This is a genomic window from Cellulomonas sp. URHD0024 (assembly GCF_000426185.1).
In the GTDB taxonomy this organism is placed as follows: Bacteria; Actinomycetota; Actinomycetes; order Actinomycetales; family Cellulomonadaceae; genus Cellulomonas.
On sequence record NZ_AUEW01000001.1, the window covers coordinates 819,144 to 837,857 of the forward strand.

Below are 18,714 nucleotides of genomic sequence, written 5' to 3' on the forward strand. Positions count from 1 at the left end.
AGGCCCGCCGACGCCGTCGACAGACTGGGTGGACCGCCGGTGCGGCGGCACGCCCGTGCACGAGTGCTCGCAGGGAAGGCAGCGCAGCCATGGGATCCCCGACAGAGCCCACCTCCTCGTCGAAGCCGACGGGTACGACCCGCTCTGGTCGGTGTCGCCTGCTGTCCGAGCTGCTGCCCTCCTCGACGGCGATGACGGGAGCGATCCTCGGCAGTCAGCTGGACCCGGGCGCAGTTGCCGTCCTGCTCGAGGATCTCAGCGCCGCGGGCGCCCAGGTCTTGAGCGGACCGACCAGCGCCACGTTCCAGCTCGATCAGGACGACGTGACGGGTATCCGGACCTACCCGAAGATCGCGACCCTGACGACCCTCGACCTGGCCCTGCTGGCACATCAAGGGCTCCTCGTCGAGGTCAGCCTGTACCGCGGCCGTCGCGAGATCTTCCGTGGCCGGTTCGAGGAGCCTCACCCGACCGGAGACCTGGTGAACCTGATCGACGGCCCTGGGGACCGTTGGCGTCACCGCTGGGACGAGTTCGTCCACGCCGTCCGCCCTGCGGTCGCCTGGATGTACGGCGGATTCCAGGCGTCGGGTGCCTGCTTCGGGTGCGCCTCGGCCGCCCGAAGCCCCCACGGACCGAGGCAGGCGTAGCCAAACGAACCAAGTGGGCCCTAGAGACCAGCTTCGGTCCGGATGCGTGTACTACCCAGCGCTATGGTCCAGGGCCTCATCGATGCCCTTCGCATTGACATCGGATGCATGCGCGTCGACGGCGGACGCCTCTGGCAGCATCGGCGCGGCGCGCTGCCACGCCTTCAGCGGCTGCACAACACTGGAATAGAAGTTCTCGACGCCGCCGACGACACTCGGTACGAAGCCGCCGCGTACCCCGGAGCGCTTCGTTCCCATGGGGCTGACCAGCGTGAGTCGGAACTCTGCGATCTCGGCGCCCCGGTCGGGTAGCAGCGCCGTTGGGTTGCTTCGGACCTCCCCCAACCGCTCGCACGATGTCTCCGCCCGACCGGTGAACAGTGCCTCCACGAGCAGCGCGTCGGGCGCTTCTCGCAACTGGCGCAAAAGCCAGCTGATCCGTCGTTGACCCGTGCCCTCCTGCGGGGCGACCAGCGCGACGCTGACCCGGACCTGCGACGTGCGCAGGTCCGCCGTCAATGCCACCAGACCCGCCGCGAGGGGCACCTTCAGCACGGCCTCGAGCAGGCCGTCTCCGGCAAGCTTCGTCGCGATCGCCTGGATGCGGGCGGCCGATTCTGTCGCGAGCTTGCGTGGGACGGACTGCGTCACGGTCACACCGAGCTCGGAGCTCAGCCGCAAGCACATGTGGCGCACCAGTCGAGTCCACGCGTCCGCGACCGCGGGGACCTTTCGGTCGCCTGCTCGGAGCGTACCGGCCTGGATCGCCTGCCGGACCGGGACCCAGGCAGCACCCATGTCGTCGAATGTCTCCGCCCCAGAGCGGGAATGTTCGAGGTAGCGCACGAGCTCGCAGAGAATCCACGCCTGGAGCGGGTCGCCGACGCCGCGGTGATGCAAGGTGAACTTGGCTTCATGCAAGACCTCCGCCCACGACAGGTGTTGGAGAGTCACAATCCGCAGCTTGCGCTTGTCCACGTCTGCGACCGGGTGCTCCCCGGCGTGCGCAGCAATCTCGTTCGAGAGAGTTATGAGGGAGTCGTACCCCTGCCGCCGCGCGACATCCAGGTAGCGCTCGACCTGATCGCGGCGCAGCTCCCCGCTCCCCGTCTTCACCTCCAGGAGAGCCGTCCACATTCGGCCTGCACGAGAAACGCGCAGCACCCCGTCCGGGTACAACGTCGTCTCCCCCAGGGTGTGTGCCACCTCCAGATACGTCTCGACATTGCCCGCGGGCGCCCCGAATCTGGCCGTCAGTGCGCGCCCGAAGGCAGGGACGGCCATCATCGTCGCGAGCAGCGCGGAGGTTGCCCGCTTCTCCTGCTCCTCCGCGGTGCCGACCCCCGAGATCGAGAAGAGTCGCGCTGCCTGCCAGGTAGGTGCTCCCGCAAGTTTCAGAACCGGAGGAGCGACGGGGGCAGCCGCACGCTTCGTCGTTCGTACGCCCGCGCGCCGCTCCGGCGTCGAGCTGGCGACCGGGGACTCCATGGCTGGGAACTCAACGACCGTGGCGATCGCGTCGACAACTGCGGGCTCGCGAATCTCGACGTCCGGCTCGGCATCTTCGTGGACGACCTCATCGATTGTCAGGGTGTCGTCGGAGCCCGGCGCCGGCACCGGCGCCCGATGGACCGGCTGGTCGTCGACGCTGACCCCGAAATCGGTCGCGAGACCTGAGAGGCCGGTATCCCAGCCCTGACCGACGGCCCGAACCTTCCAACCCGGTCCACGTCGGTAGATCTCGCAGAAGACGAACGCAGTCTCAGTCGTCGCGTCGGTGATCTCGAAGAGTGCCAACGATTCGCCAGCTTGGTCGCGCGCCTGCAGCACCAGTCCGGACAGGGCACCGAACGTCCCCTCCGACAGGCTGGCGGTCACCGCAACCGTCTGCACGTCAGGGTCCAGACTCGCCAGATCGATTGCGATCCGCGCGTTCGCCCCGTCGTCACTCACCGTGCGCCCCAGGAGGTGCACGGAGCCGTCCTGCGAGGCCGGCTGGTTGAAGAAGACCAGGTCGTCGTCCGATCGCACTCGACCCGAGCCATCGAGCAGCAGCGCGGCTGCGTCGACGTCGACCACCCCTTCAGGCTCGTCCCAAGCGACGCTGACCCGAACGCTTGTGACCTGGGACGGCAACTCGCAGTTGGCCCCCTTCGTGAGAACCGTCTCGCCCATGCCCGCATGGTATGGGCGACCGCTGACACCTCGGTCGCAATCGCACAGGGTCGCAGAAACTCCACCCGGCCGGCAGGCGGGCCTATGAAGGCCAACTCAGACACAATCAATTGCCGCCTACCCGTTTGGCGGGTTCTGGACGGCCCTCTATGCGGCGGGCGTGAGCACCGCGGCGAGCAGGCGCGACACGATCTCCTCGCCGGCCTCTGCGCCGGCGGCCTCGGTGACGACGACGTGTGGTGCCTGCCAACCGGACGTGTGCAGCTCGCCGTGCGCGGGGCGCACGCCGAACGCCGCGGTCGAGAGGATCCCGGCATCGAGCAGGGAGTCCCCCGCGGCCAGGATCGCCGTCGAGCCGACCCGCGACGCCACCTCGGCCACCGCGGACTCCTTGGTCAGCTCGACCGGCACGCAGTAGACCTTGCGGCCCTGCATGGACACCGTCCACCCGCGCTCGGCACACCAGTCGGTGAGGTCGGCCAGGAACCGGGCAGGCATGAGGTCGCGCTCGACGACGAGGTACGTGAACAGGTCGTCGGCGATCCGGTGCTTGCGCACCCACGCCGGGTCCGCGCTCGCACGCACGTGATCGACGACCTCACTCAGCGGGGCGCACCGGGACAGCTGCTCGGCCACCTGAGCCGCCCAGCGGTCGCAGGTTCGGCCGTCGACCAGGATGTGGCCGCCGTTGGCGGTGATCGCGTACCGGGGCTCGGCTGGAAACCGGACCCGGAAGAACTGAGACGTCGTCCGGGTGGTCGTCGGGACGAACGTCGACACGCCGCTGAGCGCGATCAGCAGCCGCTGCGCGTCGGCCGTCCAGTACGACATCGGCTCACCGTGCTGAAGCTCGGCGACGGCCAGCTCGAGCGGAGCAACACCCAGCTTCACCGCGCCGGCCGAGTAGATCAGGGTGCGGTCGAGGTCGCACGCCACCACCGGCGCCGGAGTCGGGTGGTCGTACCCCGGGACGGATCGCGCGTACGCGGCGACCTGCTCGGACAGGCGCGCGTCCAGTCCGAGGCGTGCCGCTGACGCGCAGACCCGAGCGCGGGCAGCCTCGTCCGTCATGAGCTCGTCCGGGCTGCGACACCGTCCGCGCCGACGGCGCCGGCGGTGAAGTTCGGGTGGATCAGGCCGATGCACGTGTACGCCAGGTCCGGCACTCGCTCGACCGGGACACCACGCTCGGCGGCGAGCTGCAGGACGTGCTCCACGTCGCCGGGGGCGGCATCGGTGCGTACCAGGATCTTCCACGGGACGCGCCGCAGCAGCACCCGGGTCGTCTCGCCGACGCCGGGCTTGATGAGGTTCACGTCCCCGATCCCGTAGGCGGCCGACACCTGCTCGACGGCCGCCCACCCGGACCAGTCCGCGTCCGAGGCCTCCCTCGTCGCGAGCTGGGCGGCGACGTCGCCACGGACGGCGTCGAACTGCGCGCTGACCTCGTCGAGAAACGTTCCGGAGACGTCCGCGTGCGCGAGCTCGGCGTAGAACTTCGCGCCGTGGAACTGCCCCGGCGTCAGCACGCGGTCGTTGAGCACGGTGCGGGAGACCAGCCCCGAGACAGTCGAGTTGAGGCACGCCGACGCGATGAGGAAGTCGTCCCGGGTGCCGAACATGCTCACGCAGGATCCCGGGTCCGCGAGCACGGCCAGGTCGGGGCTGAACTGCACGCCGGTGCGCACCTCGTGCTCGACGAGCGCCGCGGCCAGCTCCCGGGAGATGGCGCCCTTCCCGGTCCACCCGTCGACGAACAGCACCGACGAGGGGTCGTGGCGGTCGGCGATGTAGGCGAGCGCAGCCGGGTCGATACCGCGGCCGCGGACGATCGAGACCGCGTAGTGCGGCACGTCGACTCCCCCGCGCTGGGCCCAGCGGCGCATCAAGATCCCGACCGGAGTCCCGGCACGGGCGAGCGAGACGAGGACGAGCCCGTCCTGACGCGCGGCGAGCGCCAGCTCCGTGACGACGCCGACGGCGGTCGCGAGCCGGCGCACCGAGGAACCCAGCGTGCGGACGAACAGCGCCTGGTACGCCGGCGAGGGCTGGTACTCGATCGGCAGCGACTCGGCGTAGTGCGCGCCGCCCGACTGGATCGCTTCCTCGCGCTCCTCGACGGGCGCCTCGAGGGCCACCTCGGACAGGTCGGTGAGCAGCCAGGAGACCTCGTCGGCGGCGTAGGAGCCGAACTGCGGGCCGTGCAACGGGTCCTGGCGCGTCGCCGTGCGAGGCTGCGGCGCTGGTGCGGGGATCATCGAGGTTCCTTGGTTCGGTCGGTGGCGAGCGCCGCGGCCGCTCCGGGCAGTGTCACGACGAGGACGTCGCGGACCGTTCCGCCCAGCTGGTCCAGCAGTCCGCCGGGCGCCGCGAGGGCGTCGGAGTCTGCGTCGGCGTCGAGGACGAGCACGACCGCGTCGGGTGCGCAGCTCGTCACGTTGTAGGCGAACCGTCGGCCAGGGCCGTCGGCCGGGTCGTCGTGCGCAGCGAACGCTAGCGCTGATCGGATGGCGTACCCCGGGTCGTCCACGGTCAGCACGGGCGAGCGGGTCGTCGAGGAGAAGCGGACGTCCCACGCCCCCTGCAGCGTGTCGACGAGCGCGCACGCCAGCCGCATCGGGACGTACATGAGCTCCTCGGTGCCGAGGACCAGAACTCGCGCAGCTGCGTGCGGTGGCGGGGTCAGCGCGGCCGCGAGCTCAGCGGCGAGACCTGGGAGCACCTCGTCCAGCCGGCGACGATCGTCGTCGTCCCAACCGTGGCGGGCGCCCTCGGGCACGTCGGACGGCCACGAGAGACGCACCCGCCGGGCCGGTGTCCGACCCTGCGTGGAGCCGAGCTCGGTGGGCTGCAGCGCACGGGTGAGCGCCCGCGCTCCGCGGTCGGCGACGTCCTCCGGCACGGTGAGCGTGCCGGCGGCCAGCGCGACGACCTCGACCCTGGCACCGATCTCGGCGGCGAAGGCCTCCAGCGCCGCGGTGTCCTGGGGACTGCGCAGGTCGACGAGGGTCGCGACGACATACCTGGACCGCGGGCGCAACGCGTGCAGGGCGGCGATGGTGTTCCGAGCGGTCCGGCCGGTGCTCAGCTCGTCGTCGACCAGGACGAGGGTGTCGACGTCGAGGACCGAGGGGTCCGCGGGCAGGAGCAGGTGGGTGGTGGCGTGCGAGTGCTCCTCCTCGAAGTGCCCGACCGGGTCGATGCCGTGCACGGGCCGGCGCGTCGAGTGGAGGTACGGCGCACCGAGGCTGTCCGCGACGCAGTGCCCGAGCGCGGTCGCGGTCTCGGCGAACCCGAGCACGCACACGCCGTCGACCGGTGGACTGCTCCGCGTGGTCGAGTCGTCCACGCGGCGGCCGGCCGTCGCGCGTCGCAGCGCACGCCCCAAGGGCCTGAGGTCACGGGCGCTGCCGCTCAGGGCGTCGCGGACGAGGTCCCCGAGAAGCAGGCCGGCGCCGCGCACGACACGAGGGTCGACGGGGACGTGCTTGCCCAGGACGTGTGAGACGAGCAGCTGTGCACGGCGCGGGTTGCGGCGCACAGCCATCCCGACCAGGTCGTGCAGGGTGAGACCCACGGGTGCCGTCGTGGTGGTGACGACGACCCCGAGCGCTTCTGCGGCCCACGTGCCGTCCCACGCCTCCACCGTGCCGGCCCGGTGCCGGGGCGTCACAGGTCTCCGTCGACGCCGAGCAGGTCGATGACGCTGATGTCGGGGGCCGCGACTCCGAACGCACGAGCGCGGACCATGGTGCGCTCCGCCCAGGCACGGTGCGGCTTGGACTCGTTCATCTTGTTGCGGAACCGCGACGCCGCCGCGCCTGCGCTGGAGCCTGTTCCGAGCACGTCGGTCGCGTCGGCGAACTCCTCGTGCGTGACGACGGACATGGCGTGGACGACGGGGACGTGGCTCGGGTGGATGACGGTCTTGCCGGTCAGACCGTTCGCCTTGTCCAGGACGACCTCGCGGATGAGGCCGTCGAGGTCCTGCGTGATGAGCGCTTTGCGCAGGCCGTTGGCGTCGTGCGACTCGAACGGCGTCTCGCGCAGCTGCGGCTTGAACAGGCGCTCGTTCGCCCCGAAGTACTCCCACACCGGACCTGTGACGGTGAACCCCGTCCCGTCGGCGCGGCCGAGGATGTTCACGACATCGGTGATGACCTCGGCGACGAGGCGCACGTCCCAGATGGTCAGGTCCCGGTTCCTGCGGATCCCGAACGTGCTGCACATGTCCGTCGCCCCGATGCGCACAGCCAGGACGGACTCCCGGTGCTTGTCCAGCAGCCGCTGCACCCCGACCAGCTCGTCGGTGCGGGTCTCCCGGTGCACGATCTGCGGGGACTCGATGACGGGCATCGCGAAGAGTCTGCGCCCGCTGGTGACCTGCGCCTCGGTGAGCGCGTCGAGGAAGGCGGCGCCGGACGTCTCGGTGAACTTCGGCAGGACGAACCCGGACAGGATGCCCGCCTCGTCGCCGAGCCCCGCCATGATCTCCCCGAGCTGCTCGGGGGTGCGGACGCGGACGAAGACGAGCGGCCCGTCGATGTCCTGGTCGGCGCCGATGACCCGGCCGGTCAGGCTGAGGGTGCGCAGCTGGCCGATCGCATTGGCCTGTGCAGCGGGAAGCTCGTCGTCCGCTATCGCGTCCTCGAGGCAGACGACAACGCTCATCACGTCCTGCGCGGCGTGCCTGCGGACCAGGTCCTGGGCAAGGTTCTGGCGCGTCGCGGGCATGTACAGGGTGGCACCGAGCGCGGCGGCGAGCGTCGCCGTGTCGGCGTTCCGGCCGAAGGCCTCCGGCGGGCGGCTGAACAGGCGTTCCGTGTCGTGCTCAGGCAGGCGTCGGAAGTGCCGCATCCGGCCGGATCCCTTCGTGTGTCGTGGAGCGGTACGGCCGGCGCACCAGGTCTCGGCCGGCCGTCGGCGTCCTTACTTGCGGCCCGCGGACCAGCGCATCCCCCACCCGTAGGCCTGGTCGACGTCGAACTGGGAGCCGCGGATGTATCGCACCTCGCGCCGTACGGACAGCTGCCCGCCGTTGTTCTCGAGCATCGCGATCGCGCACATCGCCGAGCGCGGGTCGTGGTCGTCGAGACGGACCTCCACCTGTGATCCGTCCGCCGGGTACAGGGTCACGACCGCGTCCGCGGCCGCCCAGTTCGGCACGCCCTCGTAGATGAACGCGAACACGAGGATGCGCCGGATGTTCGCGACACGGGACAGGTCGACGAAGAGGTTCTCCCCCGCCGTGTTCGTCCCGCTCCGGTCGTCGCCGTCGAGCCAGACGATCGGTGACCCACCGAACCCGTGCTGGTCCCTGAACGCGTTCCCGAGCGCCTGCACCACGCCCTTGGACCCGTCGGTGTACTCGAACAGGGCAGCCAGGTCCAGGTCGATCGCGGCGGTCGCCGGCCGGCCGAAGAACCCTGTGCGTGCCGGAGCAGCACCCGCGGGGCGCGCGGTCCAGTTCAAGTTGACGCGCAGCACGCCGGCGGTGGCGTTCTTGGTCAACGAGACGGTCGGAGCCGACGTGGTGAGCGTGACCTTGCCCGGGGCGGGCGCCGGTGCCGGCGTCACGGTCGGCGTCGGAGCCTCGGGTGCAGGCTGGGCTGCCGGACGCTTGGTGTAGTCGATGGGCACGGTCATCTCCGTTCGTGGGTAGTGGCTGTGCTCAGGTGAGGGGGGTCCGGGCGTCGACCCAGGTGATGTCGGCGAAGCCGTAGGCGGTGCAGGCATTCTTCAAGGCGCCCGGAATGAGCTCGTTCTCGGCGCGCAGGACCAGCTGCCCATCGACGTTCAGGACGGACATGACCACCAGGACGCCGGCGAACGGGGCGCTGAGCAGTGGGACGTCGACGCGTGCCCCACCGGTGGTCGTCACGGTCAAGGCACCCGCCCAGGCGAGTGCGGCACCGGTCGCGGAGTATGCGAGGACGAGCAGCCGGTCGAGCTCGCGAACCTGACGGAGGTCCACGCGCAGCGTCTGGCGGCGCTCGCTCGTCGCGGTGGCGACCGGACGCCTGCTGCCGGACGGTGCCAGGGTGCGGCCCGCAGCGGCGTCGAGGACGGACGACTCCCCGGTCCGCAGGCGGTACGCGAACGCCAGGCGCAGGTCGCCGACGCTCTGGGGCACCGTCACGTGCACGTCGAGCGCACCGACGCCGGACTGCACCCGCGTCAGCGCGAGGGTGGGCCGCTTCGCGGTCAGTACGGCGCCACGCTCCGCCGTGACGCGGTCGGGGAGGTAGCCGAGGACCACGTCGCCGTTCTCCGCCGAAGGGCGCCGCCGGGCCGGCCGGGTCGGCTCATCGGCGGGGGCCGGGCTGGAGAGGTCGAGCGAGGTCGTCGTCGGCGGCGCCGGTACCGGCGGCGCAGCGGGGCGGCTCAGGTCGAGCGGGGTCGCCCCGGGCGCAGCGGGGGGTCGCAGGTCGAGCGAGGTCGTCGTCGGCACCTCGGGTGTCGCAGGGCCACTCAGGTCGAGCGAGGTCGTGCTCGTCGGTGTCGTGGGCGGCGTCACACGCGGCGCGGCCGGGGCCGCCGAGCCGAAGAGGTCGAGCGACGTGCCAGCAACGTCCGAGGCCAGGACGGGAACCGAGGCGGAGCTCGGCCGGACGGCTGCCGGCGCGGGAACCTGGGGCCGGACGGACCGGCGACGAAGCCAGGGCAGGTCGGTGCGCGGGCGCGCGTTCGCCGGGTCGAGCACGGTCACAGCTGCACGCCGAAGTCTGCGGCGATCCCGACGATCCCGTTCGAGTAGCCCTGCCCGACGACCTTGAACTTCCAGTCGGCACCGAGGCGGTACAGCTCACCCAGCACGAGTCCGGTCTCGTCGGTGAGGGCGTCTGCGAGGTTCTCCGACCGGACCAGCTCGAGGTTGTCGGCCAGGTCCAGCACGCGGATCCGCGCCTCTCGCAGCTGACCGAAGGTGCGCCGGCTGCCGGTGCCGTCGTTGATGTAGGCCACCACGACGATGCGGGCGACCTCCGGCGGGACGTCGGCCAGGTCCACCTCGATCTGCTCCAGGTCACCGCCGACGGCCTTCTCCAGCTGGGTGACCGACATCGCCGGCTCCGTCAGCTGGTTGAAGAAGACCACGTGCTCGTCGGACAGCACCTGGGAGTCCGCGGTGCACAGGAGCGTGGCGACCACCAGGTTGTCGGTCAGGACCGGCTCCGGGGACGCGAGCGCGACACCGAGCACCACGGCGGTCAGGTTGGGGATCTCCCGGGTGAGAGCCACGTTCGACCCACGGGTCATCGGGCGGGCGGCCATCACAGGTCCAGGTCCGAGCCGGCGAACTTCGTCTCCAGGAACCGACCCTGCGTCATGAGCGCGTCCGCATCCTGGTTCCTCGTCGCGACCAGTGACGCTTCCGCCGAGCGGTACAGCGCTTCCAGCTGCGACATCAGCGACTGCGTCGGAGTGCGACCGTCCCCTCGCGCCGTGTCGCGCAGGGCGGGGTCGACCGCGAGGTAGCCCTTGAGCGTCGTGGGCAGGTAGTCGTTCAGGGTGCTGGCCACCGCAACGGTCGTGTACACGTCCAGAGGTCGGACCGACGAGGTCTCGATGATCTCGCCCAGCGTGTCCGTCAGCTTGCGCGCGTTCGCGACCGCAGCCAGCGGCAGGGTGCCCGACCGCGCGTTGATGAAGTGCACCGAGTACCGCAGCGACTTGGCCAGCGCCGCCGGGCTGTCGTACGACGCCGCACCCGCAGCCGCGGCGGCTGCCGCGATCCGCAGGTGCTCGGCCGTCTGCTCACGACCCCTGCTCAACCAGCTCACGTCACTCCTGTACCAAGGTCACCGATGCGGGGCCCCGAGGACCGCGGTGCCGGTCCTCGGGCTCAGTCCGTCAGCTTGCTTCGCGGGCCCGGGTCCGCTCGAGGTACGGCTTCGCGCGCTCGACCTGACCCTCCAGCGCCGTCACGGTCGCCTGCATGCTGTCCAGGGCCTGGGTGCGGAAGGTGTCCAGCGCGTCCATGGTGGCGAACACGTTGTCGAACGCGGCCTGCAGCTTGGCGACGTCGAGCGTCGCGGACGCCGCCTGCTGGTTGATCGCCGCACCCTGCACCCGCAGCTGCTCGGACGTGGACTCGATGAGGTTGGAGGTCACCGTGTTCAGCGCCGTGATCTGGTCCAGGACGAGCTTCTGCCGAGCAAGGGCCTGCGAGACGATGACCGCGGTCCGCAGCGCGGCGATGGTCGTCGTCTGCGCGCGGTCGACACCGCGGATCAGCTCGAGGTTGTTGCGGCGCACGAGGTCCAGCGCGAGGTAGCCCTGGACGCTCACGGCCATCTGCGTCTGCAGGTCCTGGCGGCGCTGACGCACCGGGAACAGAGCATCGGAACGGACCGTGTTGGCGGCCTCGGAGTCGCCCGCCGCCTCCAGCTCCGCGACCTTCGCGACCAGGGCGTCGTCCAGGGCCTGCGCCAGGACGTTGTACTCACCGAGCTTGCCCATGGTCGTCCACAGGTTCGCCTTCTCGCTCTCGATGGCCGCGTTGTCCTTGCGGAGCTCGTCCTGCCCGCTGGCGAGCGCCTTGACGATCGCGTCCAGGTGCGACTGCGCGGACTGGTACTTCGCGAAGTACCGGTCGATCGACGTCCCGCCCGGGAGGAACTTCAGGACCTTCTTCACACCGGTCAGGTCGGCACGCTTCGGGTCGAGCTCGGTGACCGTGATGCGCAGGTCCGCCAGCGTGTTCGAGACCCGGGTCTGGGCGTCACCCTTGCCGCCCTTGAGCGCAGCGGCCGGCCGGTCGAGCATCCGGGAGGAGACGGTCGCGGCGGTGCGCATCTCCTGGTCGCCCATCGTCGTGATGGAGGAGACCTTCTGCGAGAACTGCGGCGACTTGGTGTCGAGCGTCGTCAGCTCGCCGACGAACGTGACGGCCTTGCTGCGCAGCTCAGCCTGCTTGGCGTCCTCGATCGGCACGGCCTGGGCGGCCTCCTGCGCCTGGATGACCTGGACAGCGGCGGGTGGGGTCAGCACGAGCCCACCTGCAGAGGGCGCCGCGGTGGCGGTGGCGGTGACCGGCGACGCGGTCGCACCCAGGTCGAGCTCGGACATCAAGGACCTCCTGCAGTTGGGGAAAAGGCCTTCTCGGACAGGTCGGCACGACCGCCAGGGACGACTGTAAGGGGACTCACCGACGCCCGAACATCACATCGGGCCCAGGAGGGCAGGTATGAGCCGAACGCGGCAGCTGAAAGGCGGCCCGGGACGTTCTCACAGGCCACGGACGTAGCGACCAGAGGATGAACTTTTGGCCTCATCCGCCCAAAACGCCTGCCTCGGCGCCGGGTGCCGAAGCGTGTCGGACTGTTCCCATAGCATTCAAGGCGGCCCAGCCGATAGGCAGGCTGAGGTGTGGGACCGGCCCCACCGTCGAGACACTGGAGGATCCGTGAGCGTCAGCCTCACCAAGGGCGGAAACGTCAGCCTGACGAAGTCGGCACCCGGCCTCACCGCCGTCGTCGTCGGCCTGGGCTGGGATGCCCGCACCACGACGGGCACCGACTTCGACCTCGACGCCTCCGCGCTGCTGCTCGCCGCGGACGGCCGGGTCCGGTCGGACGCTGACTTCATCTTCTTCAACAACCTGCGCAGCGCCGACGGCTCCGTCGAGCACCTGGGCGACAACCTCACCGGTGAGGGCGCGGGCGACGACGAGCAGCTCAAGGTCGATCTCGCCGCCGTGCCGACGGACGTCGACAAGGTCGTCTTCCCCGTCTCCATCTACGAGGCCGACGCGCGCCGACAGTCCTTCGGCCAGGTGCGCAACGCGTTCATCCGCATCGTGAACCAGGCGGACGGCGTCGAGCTCGCGCGCTACGACCTCACGGAGGAGGCCAGCACGGAGACCGCGATGGTGTTCGGCGAGCTGTACCGCAACGGCGCCGAGTGGAAGTTCCGCGCGGTCGGCCAGGGCTACGCCTCCGGCCTCTCGGGCATCGCGACCGACTTCGGCGTCAACGTCTGACCCACTCGTGGTGCGCAGGCCGCCGCGCTCGCCGCGGCGGCCCGTGCGCGCCGCGCTCACTGAACTGACTGACTGATCGGAGAGACCCATGAGCGTGACCCTCGCCAAGGGCGGCAACGTGTCGCTGACCAAGGAGGCCCCGAACCTGACCGCGGTCGTGGTCGGCCTCGGCTGGGACGCCCGCACCACCAGCGGAACCGACTTCGACCTCGACGCGTCGGCACTGCTGCTCGGCGTGACCGGCAAGGTGCTGTCCGACGCGAACTTCGTCTTCTACAACAACCTGGTCAGTCCGGACGGCTCCGTCGAGCACACAGGTGACAACCGCACGGGCGACGGGGACGGTGACGACGAGTCCCTCAACGTCAACCTCGTCGCGGTCCCCGCGCAGGTCGACCGCATCGTGTTCCCGGTCTCCATCCACGAGGCCCGTGAGCGCAACCAGTCCTTCGGGCAGGTCCGCAACGCGTTCATCCGCATCGTCAACCAGGCCGACGGGCAGGAGCTCGCCCGCTACGACCTGAGCGAGGAGGCGTCCTCCGAGACCGCGATGGTGTTCGGCGAGCTGTACCGCCACAGCGGCGAGTGGAAGTTCCGCGCCGTCGGCCAGGGCTACGACACCGGACTCGCGGGCATCGCACGCGACTTCGGCGTCAACCTCGGCTGAGACACCCAGACGTACGACGGCGGTCCGCGACTGACGCGGAGACGTCGGCACCTTCCACAGAACGAGAGAGCAGTGTTCCTTCGCACCTTCGGCTGGTCGATCGCCGTGGCCTTCGCCGCACTGATCGTGGCCTTCTTCTACGGCGGCTGGGCCGCCTTGGCGCTCTGCGCGATCCTCGGGGTCCTCGAGGTGTCCCTGTCGTTCGACAACGCGGTCGTCAACGCCAAGATCCTCGAGAAGATGAACGCGTACTGGCAGAAGATCTTCCTGACGATCGGCGTCGCCGTGGCGGTCTTCGGCATGCGGCTCGTCTTCCCGCTGCTCGTCGTCGGCGTCACCGCGCACCTGAACCCGTCGGACGCGATCAGCCTCGCGATGGAGAAGGGCGACCCGGAGGTCGCCGGGACCTACGGGTACCTGCTCAACCAGGCCCACCCGCAGATCGCGGCGTTCGGGGGCATGTTCCTGCTGATGCTGTTCCTCGACTTCATCTTCGAGGACCGCGACATCACCTGGCTGAGCTGGCTCGAGAAGCCCCTGGCCCGCATCGGGAAGCTGGACCAGCTCTCCGTCGTCGTCGCCGGACTCGCCCTCGTCGTGGCGGCGCAGACGCTCGCGGACGACCCCGCCACCGTCATGGTCGCCGGGGTCCTGGGCATCGTCACGTACATCGCCGTCAACGGGCTCGGGACGCTCTTCGAGTCGGACGACGACGACGAGAACGACGACGCGACGCTGCCAGGGATCCACGGGGACGCCGGGCAGATCGAGCGTGCCGTCTCGCACGGCCCCAGTGAGCTCGCCAAGCTCGCGGGGCGCGCCGCGTTCTTCACGTTCCTGTACCTGGAGGTCCTGGACGCGTCGTTCTCTTTCGACGGTGTCATCGGCGCGTTCGCGATCACAGCCGACCCCATCATCATCGCGCTCGGCCTGGGCTTCATCGGGGCGATGTTCGTGCGCTCCATCACCGTCATGCTCGTCCGCAAGGGCACGTTGTCGGAGTACGTGCACCTCGAGCACGGCGCGCACTGGGCCATCGGCGCCCTGGCCGTCATCCTGCTCGTGAGCATCGGCCGGCACGTGGACGAGATCATCACCGGCCTCGTCGGTGTCGCGTTCATCGGCGCCGCGTTCCTGACCTCGGTCCTGCGCAACAGGCGCATCCCGGTCGAGCCTGGTGGGTCCGACGTCAGCCAGCCCGAGCTCGTCTCCTCGAGCGTCTGAACCGTCCGCAGCTCCCTCAACAGAAGGGCACGTCATGTCCGTCAGTCTCAGCAAGGGCCAGACCGTCTCCCTGACCAAGTCCACCGGTGGCACGCTCACCCAGGTCCGTATGGGCCTCGGCTGGGACGCCCGCAAGGTCCGTGGCTTCTTCGGTGGTTCCAAGGAGCAGGCGATCGACCTGGACGCCTCCTGCCTGTTGTTCGACGCAGCCGGCCGGCTCGCCGACCAAGTGTGGTTCAGCCAGCTGCGCAGCCAGGACGGCTCCGTCCAGCACACCGGCGACAACCGCACCGGCAAGGGCGACGGGGACGACGAGTCGATCCTCGTCGACCTGACGCGGGTCCCCGCGACGGTCAAGACGCTCGTGTTCGTCGTCAACTCCTACTCGGGCGAGAGCTTCTCGCAGATCGAGAACGCGTCCTGCCGTCTCGTCGACTCGACCAACGAGCAGGAGATCGCCCGCTATGACCTGACCGGGTCCGGGCCGCACACCGCGCAGATCATGGCGAAGGTGACCAGGGACGGCGCCGGCTGGACGATGACCGCCCTCGGAGTCAAGACTGAGGGCCGCACCATCAAGCACATGCTGCCCGCCGCCGTCGAGGTGCTCTAGGACCACGACGTGGCCCAGCGGACCTCGCCGGACCGGCGGGGTCCGCTACGGCGACCGCCACGCGTGAGCCGTCGCGCCCGTGTGGCCGTACCCGCTAGTTTGACGCCACCCGCCGGGACGAAGGAGAACCATGGGCAAGCAGCGCAAGGCACCGATCGAGGACCGACTCTCTCGGTACGCCGTGACCCGTGACCTGAGCCGAGGGCTGGGCAAGGGCATCGACAAGCTTCCGGTGAGCGAGCTGACCAAGACGGTCATCAAGGTCAAGAGCGGTCAGGTCGTGGCCGTCACTGCCGAGACGTCGGTCGCGCTGGCCGCCTCGGCGAGCGCCGCCGCAAAGGCAGGTGTCGAGCGGTTCGACCAGGTGAGGCACGAGCTCGCTGACGTGCCCCCGGCGCCGTCGCCGGCACCCGAGCCCCCCGCCGTCGACCTCGTCGCGAGTCTCGAGAGGCTCAAGGCGCTGCACGAGTCCGGCGGTCTCGACGACCAGGAGTTCGCCGCCGCCAAGGCGCGGTTGCTCGACCAGTTCCTCTGACGGCCGCAAGAGCCGCCCGGCAGAGCCCTGCCGGGGGCTTCGCCGCACCCGCACCTCGTTGCCGATGTGCTCTGTGTGGCGCACGCTGGACGTCGGGCGACGACGAGGTGGGTCCCAGATGTCGATCGAGAAGCTGCCTGCCGGGACGAGGGGTGCTCGCAGCGTCCCTCGCGTGATCCAGCGCCTCACGCTGCCGCTCAGGCTGCGCATGCACCATCGCGCCGGCGACAAGATGGGCGAGATGGACCTGCTCTACATCTCGACCGTGGGAGCGAGGTCGGGCGAACGACGGACCGCACCGGTCGCCCGGTTCGACGACGGCGACGGCGCCTGGCTCGTCGTCGCGTCGGCCGGCGGTCAGGCCCAGCACCCTGCGTGGTACCTCAACGTGGTCGCGCACCCGCAGGACGTCGAGGCCGAGGTGAGCGGCGTGCGGCACCGCGTCGTGCCCGAGCAGCTCGCGGGCGCCGAGCGCGCCGAGGCGTGGCGCGCGATCACAGCCCGCGTCCCCGGCTTCGCCAGCTACGAGGCCAAGACCGACCGACCGATCCCCGTGCTGAGGCTGCGCTCCGCGGGCATCGTGGACGGCGCGTCGGCGGACCGGTAACCCTCCCCCGCCGTATCAGGCGGTCCCGGCCGGCGCTCCTTCACAGGACACCGACCGAAAGGCGTCTCCCATGACCCTGACGACGACAGGCCTGACCAACGGCGGACGGACCGCCCACTACCAGATCCAGTACGACGACAGCCTGTCCACAGCGGACGGGCGTGATCGCGCGAACGGACTCATCGCCGCCTGCGAGGGCGACTACTCCATGATGGCGGCCTGGTTCGGCAACATCGCGCTGACCGTGGGCATCCCCGTCACCGTGAACATCAGCCCCGGGGGCTACGCGAGCGCCGGCTGGGGACCTCCGATCCGGGTGACTCCCGGCAACGGCTCGGGCGTGGACGTCGTGCGCTACCTGCTGGTGGCCGAGGTGACCGAGATGTTCATGCTGGCCCAGAACAGGGGCTGGTTCGCCTCGGACGGCAGCAACGAGGGTTCGGCGGGCGAGGGTCTGTCGCGCGTGCTGTCGGCGGAGTTCTTCCGCAAGGCCGGGCTGGGCTACAACCTCGCCGGGTTCGACACGGCCGGGATCTGGCTCAACAGCGACCGCGCGGACTTCGTCAACAACGTCGACGAGCACGATCACGCACCGGATGTGAAGTCGGGCTGCGCGACCTTGTTCATCAACTACCTGTCCTACCAGCTCGGCTACTCCATCAACCGGGTGGTCGCCGCCGCAGCGCCCACGCTCGCCGGCGTGTACCGCAACCTGACCGGCGACGCCACCGACCCGTTCCCGGCGTTCAAGGCCCAGCTCGACCGGCACTTCCCGCGCACGGACGCAGCCGGCAACCCGGTGTTCTCCGTGGTGCCCGGGCCGAACCCGGACAACCCCTACCCACTCGATGTCTCGTACCCGGAGGTTCCCATGGCTGTCCGCATCTTCTGGAGGATGAATCCTGGCCGCAACGTGGTCAACGTGAACTGGGACGCGTTGAGCGCCGACTCGATCATCATGGTCTCGGCCAGCGAGTACAACGCGGCCTCGCAGGAGCTGCCCAACGGCTCCGACCAGCGGTTCGTCGGCGACGCCTCGGTGACGGTCGAGAACGTGACTCCACACGGTCCGCCCTTCGACCCCAACCACGGTGTGACCTACGTGGTGAACGTGGCCTGGGGTGCACCGCTGAACATCTGCACCGACATCGCGCTCATCGAGAACAGCCCGCAGGCCGTCGTGTACGTCGGCCCGCGGCTCGCCAGCGGGACGAGCGCGCACAGAGCCGAGTCGAGCCCGTCGGCACCCGCAGCCGTGGGCGCCGGGCCGGCGACCTTCCACGAGGCGACGATCGCCGACGACGGCCGTGGTGGCCTGACCGTGACGAAGGTCGACACGACGCTCGAAGCCCGAGCGGCCGACTGACGACCGGCCCGCGGACGGACACTGCGGTGTCCGTCCGCGGGCCTGTGTGCCGGACCGGAGGCCTGGCGGTGCTGACGTCGGGCGTCGCCGGGGACTACGTTCGCTCACGTGGCGACGATCATGGAACGACTGCGCGACGCCTCGAACGCACACGACCCGGCCGGCATGGCTGCCCTGTTCGCGCAGGACTACGACAGCGCGCAGCCGGTACATCCCGGTCGGGCGTTCGTCGGTGCGGCTCAGGTCCTCGCGAACTGGACCGAGGTCTTCGATGCGGTGCCCGACTTCGTGTCCGAGCTGATCGCGTCGTCAACCGACGGCGACACCGAGTGGGCGGAGTGGCGGTGGCTCGGCACGCACTCCGACGGCTCCCCGTTCGCGATGCGCGGTGTCACCGTCTTCCTCGTCCGCGACGGCTCGATCGCCGCGGGACGCCTGTACATGGAGCCTGTCGACGACAGTGGTGGGGACGTCGCCGCCGAGATCGAGGGTACCTTCCGGTCCGGAGCGCACTGACTGATCGGTGACGGCTCGCCGCAGGTCGGCTGTCCCCCTGCGGAATCGCGGCCACCCCCCAGCAGTGGCCGCGATGCCCCCGTGGAGGTTCTCAGACCGCGCACCTGGTCTTCGTCGGGCAGGCCGGCGCTGGGACGGGCGACAGCGCCTGGCTGGCGTGGGACGCCCCGGGTGCGTCGTCCGTCGAGCCCTGATGCCCGCCCGAGCCGCAGGCGCAGAGTCCGGCGGCGAGCACCACCGCGACGAGCATGCTGAATGGCTTCCTCATGATGTCCTCCGTGACGGTCGGCACCGCGGGGGGTCGCGGTGGTCCTGACCGGTATGGCAGCCCCCGGTATCACGCCACCGCTCCCGCGGTATCACGGCGGTATCGCGGGCG

Annotated in this window: 20 protein-coding genes; 9 read left to right on the top strand and 11 right to left on the bottom strand. The window is 70.2% G+C overall.

Going from position 1 to position 18,714, the window contains the following annotated elements; all coding sequences use genetic code 11:
- Positions 1-89: 89 nt before the first annotated feature.
- The gene (locus I847_RS0103850) at positions 90-650 is read left to right on the top strand and encodes a hypothetical protein (protein WP_034608813.1); all 561 of its coding nucleotides are present in this window, start codon (positions 90-92) and stop codon (positions 648-650) included.
- A gap of 51 nt (positions 651-701) precedes the next feature.
- Here I847_RS0103850 and I847_RS0103855 read toward each other — a convergent pair whose 3' ends face one another.
- The 10 genes from I847_RS0103855 to I847_RS0103900 form a co-directional block, all read right to left on the bottom strand.
- Positions 702-2,825: a TerD family protein gene (locus I847_RS0103855; protein ID WP_028048642.1), complete on the bottom strand. Its 2,124-nt coding sequence runs from the start codon at positions 2,823-2,825 to the stop codon at positions 702-704.
- A 147-nt stretch (positions 2,826-2,972) separates the two neighbouring features.
- Complete coding sequence (locus tag I847_RS0103860) at positions 2,973-3,896, bottom strand: HAD family hydrolase (protein ID WP_231384060.1); 924 nt, start codon at positions 3,894-3,896, stop codon at positions 2,973-2,975.
- Positions 3,893-5,083: a cysteine protease StiP family protein gene (locus I847_RS26985; RefSeq protein WP_196804458.1), complete on the bottom strand. Its 1,191-nt coding sequence runs from the start codon at positions 5,081-5,083 to the stop codon at positions 3,893-3,895. Before I847_RS26985 ends, I847_RS0103860 begins: the two co-directional genes overlap by 4 nt.
- Entirely contained in the window at positions 5,080-6,498 is a 1,419-nt protein-coding gene (locus tag I847_RS26990; protein ID WP_196804459.1) for a phosphoribosyltransferase family protein, read from the bottom strand. The genes I847_RS26985 and I847_RS26990 overlap by 4 nt, the downstream gene beginning before the upstream one ends.
- A complete protein-coding gene (locus tag I847_RS0103875) occupies positions 6,495-7,682 on the bottom strand; it encodes an HpcH/HpaI aldolase/citrate lyase family protein (protein ID WP_028048645.1) in 1,188 nt (395 codons plus the stop codon). The genes I847_RS26990 and I847_RS0103875 overlap by 4 nt, the downstream gene beginning before the upstream one ends.
- Before the next feature lie 72 nt (positions 7,683-7,754).
- The gene (locus I847_RS0103880; RefSeq protein WP_051274482.1) at positions 7,755-8,465 is read right to left on the bottom strand and encodes a hypothetical protein; all 711 of its coding nucleotides are present in this window, start codon (positions 8,463-8,465) and stop codon (positions 7,755-7,757) included.
- Positions 8,466-8,496: 31 nt separating this feature from the next.
- Positions 8,497-9,534 (bottom strand): hypothetical protein, encoded by a 1,038-nt coding sequence (locus I847_RS0103885; RefSeq protein ID WP_028048647.1) that lies wholly within the window; start codon positions 9,532-9,534, stop codon positions 8,497-8,499.
- Entirely contained in the window at positions 9,531-10,097 is a 567-nt protein-coding gene (locus I847_RS0103890) for a TerD family protein (RefSeq protein WP_028048648.1), read from the bottom strand. Before I847_RS0103890 ends, I847_RS0103885 begins: the two co-directional genes overlap by 4 nt.
- On the bottom strand, positions 10,097-10,606 hold the full coding sequence (locus I847_RS0103895; RefSeq protein WP_028048649.1) for a hypothetical protein: 510 nt from the start codon (positions 10,604-10,606) through the stop codon (positions 10,097-10,099). The genes I847_RS0103890 and I847_RS0103895 overlap by 1 nt, the downstream gene beginning before the upstream one ends.
- A 70-nt stretch (positions 10,607-10,676) precedes the next feature.
- The gene (locus I847_RS0103900) at positions 10,677-11,894 is read right to left on the bottom strand and encodes a toxic anion resistance protein (RefSeq protein WP_028048650.1); all 1,218 of its coding nucleotides are present in this window, start codon (positions 11,892-11,894) and stop codon (positions 10,677-10,679) included.
- Between the two features lie 337 nt (positions 11,895-12,231).
- Here I847_RS0103900 and I847_RS0103905 point away from each other — a divergent pair, with 337 nt between their 5' ends.
- The 8 genes from I847_RS0103905 (at position 12,232) to I847_RS21790 (ending at position 18,335) form a co-directional block, all read left to right on the top strand.
- Complete coding sequence (locus I847_RS0103905; RefSeq protein WP_028048651.1) at positions 12,232-12,807, top strand: TerD family protein; 576 nt, start codon at positions 12,232-12,234, stop codon at positions 12,805-12,807.
- Between the two features lie 88 nt (positions 12,808-12,895).
- Positions 12,896-13,474 (top strand): TerD family protein, encoded by a 579-nt coding sequence (locus I847_RS0103910; protein ID WP_028048652.1) that lies wholly within the window; start codon positions 12,896-12,898, stop codon positions 13,472-13,474.
- Positions 13,475-13,546: 72 nt separating this feature from the next.
- Positions 13,547-14,698, top strand: a complete 1,152-nt coding sequence (locus I847_RS0103915) for a DUF475 domain-containing protein (RefSeq protein WP_028048653.1) — start codon at positions 13,547-13,549, stop codon at positions 14,696-14,698.
- Between the two features lie 34 nt (positions 14,699-14,732).
- Positions 14,733-15,311, top strand: a complete 579-nt coding sequence (locus tag I847_RS0103920) for a TerD family protein (RefSeq protein ID WP_028048654.1) — start codon at positions 14,733-14,735, stop codon at positions 15,309-15,311.
- Positions 15,312-15,441: 130 nt separating this feature from the next.
- On the top strand, positions 15,442-15,846 hold the full coding sequence (locus I847_RS21780; protein ID WP_034608817.1) for an SHOCT domain-containing protein: 405 nt from the start codon (positions 15,442-15,444) through the stop codon (positions 15,844-15,846).
- A gap of 172 nt (positions 15,847-16,018) precedes the next feature.
- Positions 16,019-16,453, top strand: a complete 435-nt coding sequence (locus tag I847_RS0103930; RefSeq protein WP_231384062.1) for a nitroreductase/quinone reductase family protein — start codon at positions 16,019-16,021, stop codon at positions 16,451-16,453.
- Between the two features lie 70 nt (positions 16,454-16,523).
- Positions 16,524-17,819 (top strand): hypothetical protein, encoded by a 1,296-nt coding sequence (locus tag I847_RS26995; RefSeq protein WP_051274419.1) that lies wholly within the window; start codon positions 16,524-16,526, stop codon positions 17,817-17,819.
- Positions 17,820-17,927: 108 nt separating this feature from the next.
- A complete protein-coding gene (locus I847_RS21790; protein ID WP_051274420.1) occupies positions 17,928-18,335 on the top strand; it encodes a nuclear transport factor 2 family protein in 408 nt (135 codons plus the stop codon).
- A gap of 91 nt (positions 18,336-18,426) precedes the next feature.
- Here I847_RS21790 and I847_RS21795 read toward each other — a convergent pair whose 3' ends face one another.
- Positions 18,427-18,603, bottom strand: coding sequence for a hypothetical protein (locus tag I847_RS21795; RefSeq protein WP_155855977.1), 177 nt, complete (start codon positions 18,601-18,603; stop codon positions 18,427-18,429).
- Positions 18,604-18,714: the final 111 nt, after the last annotated feature.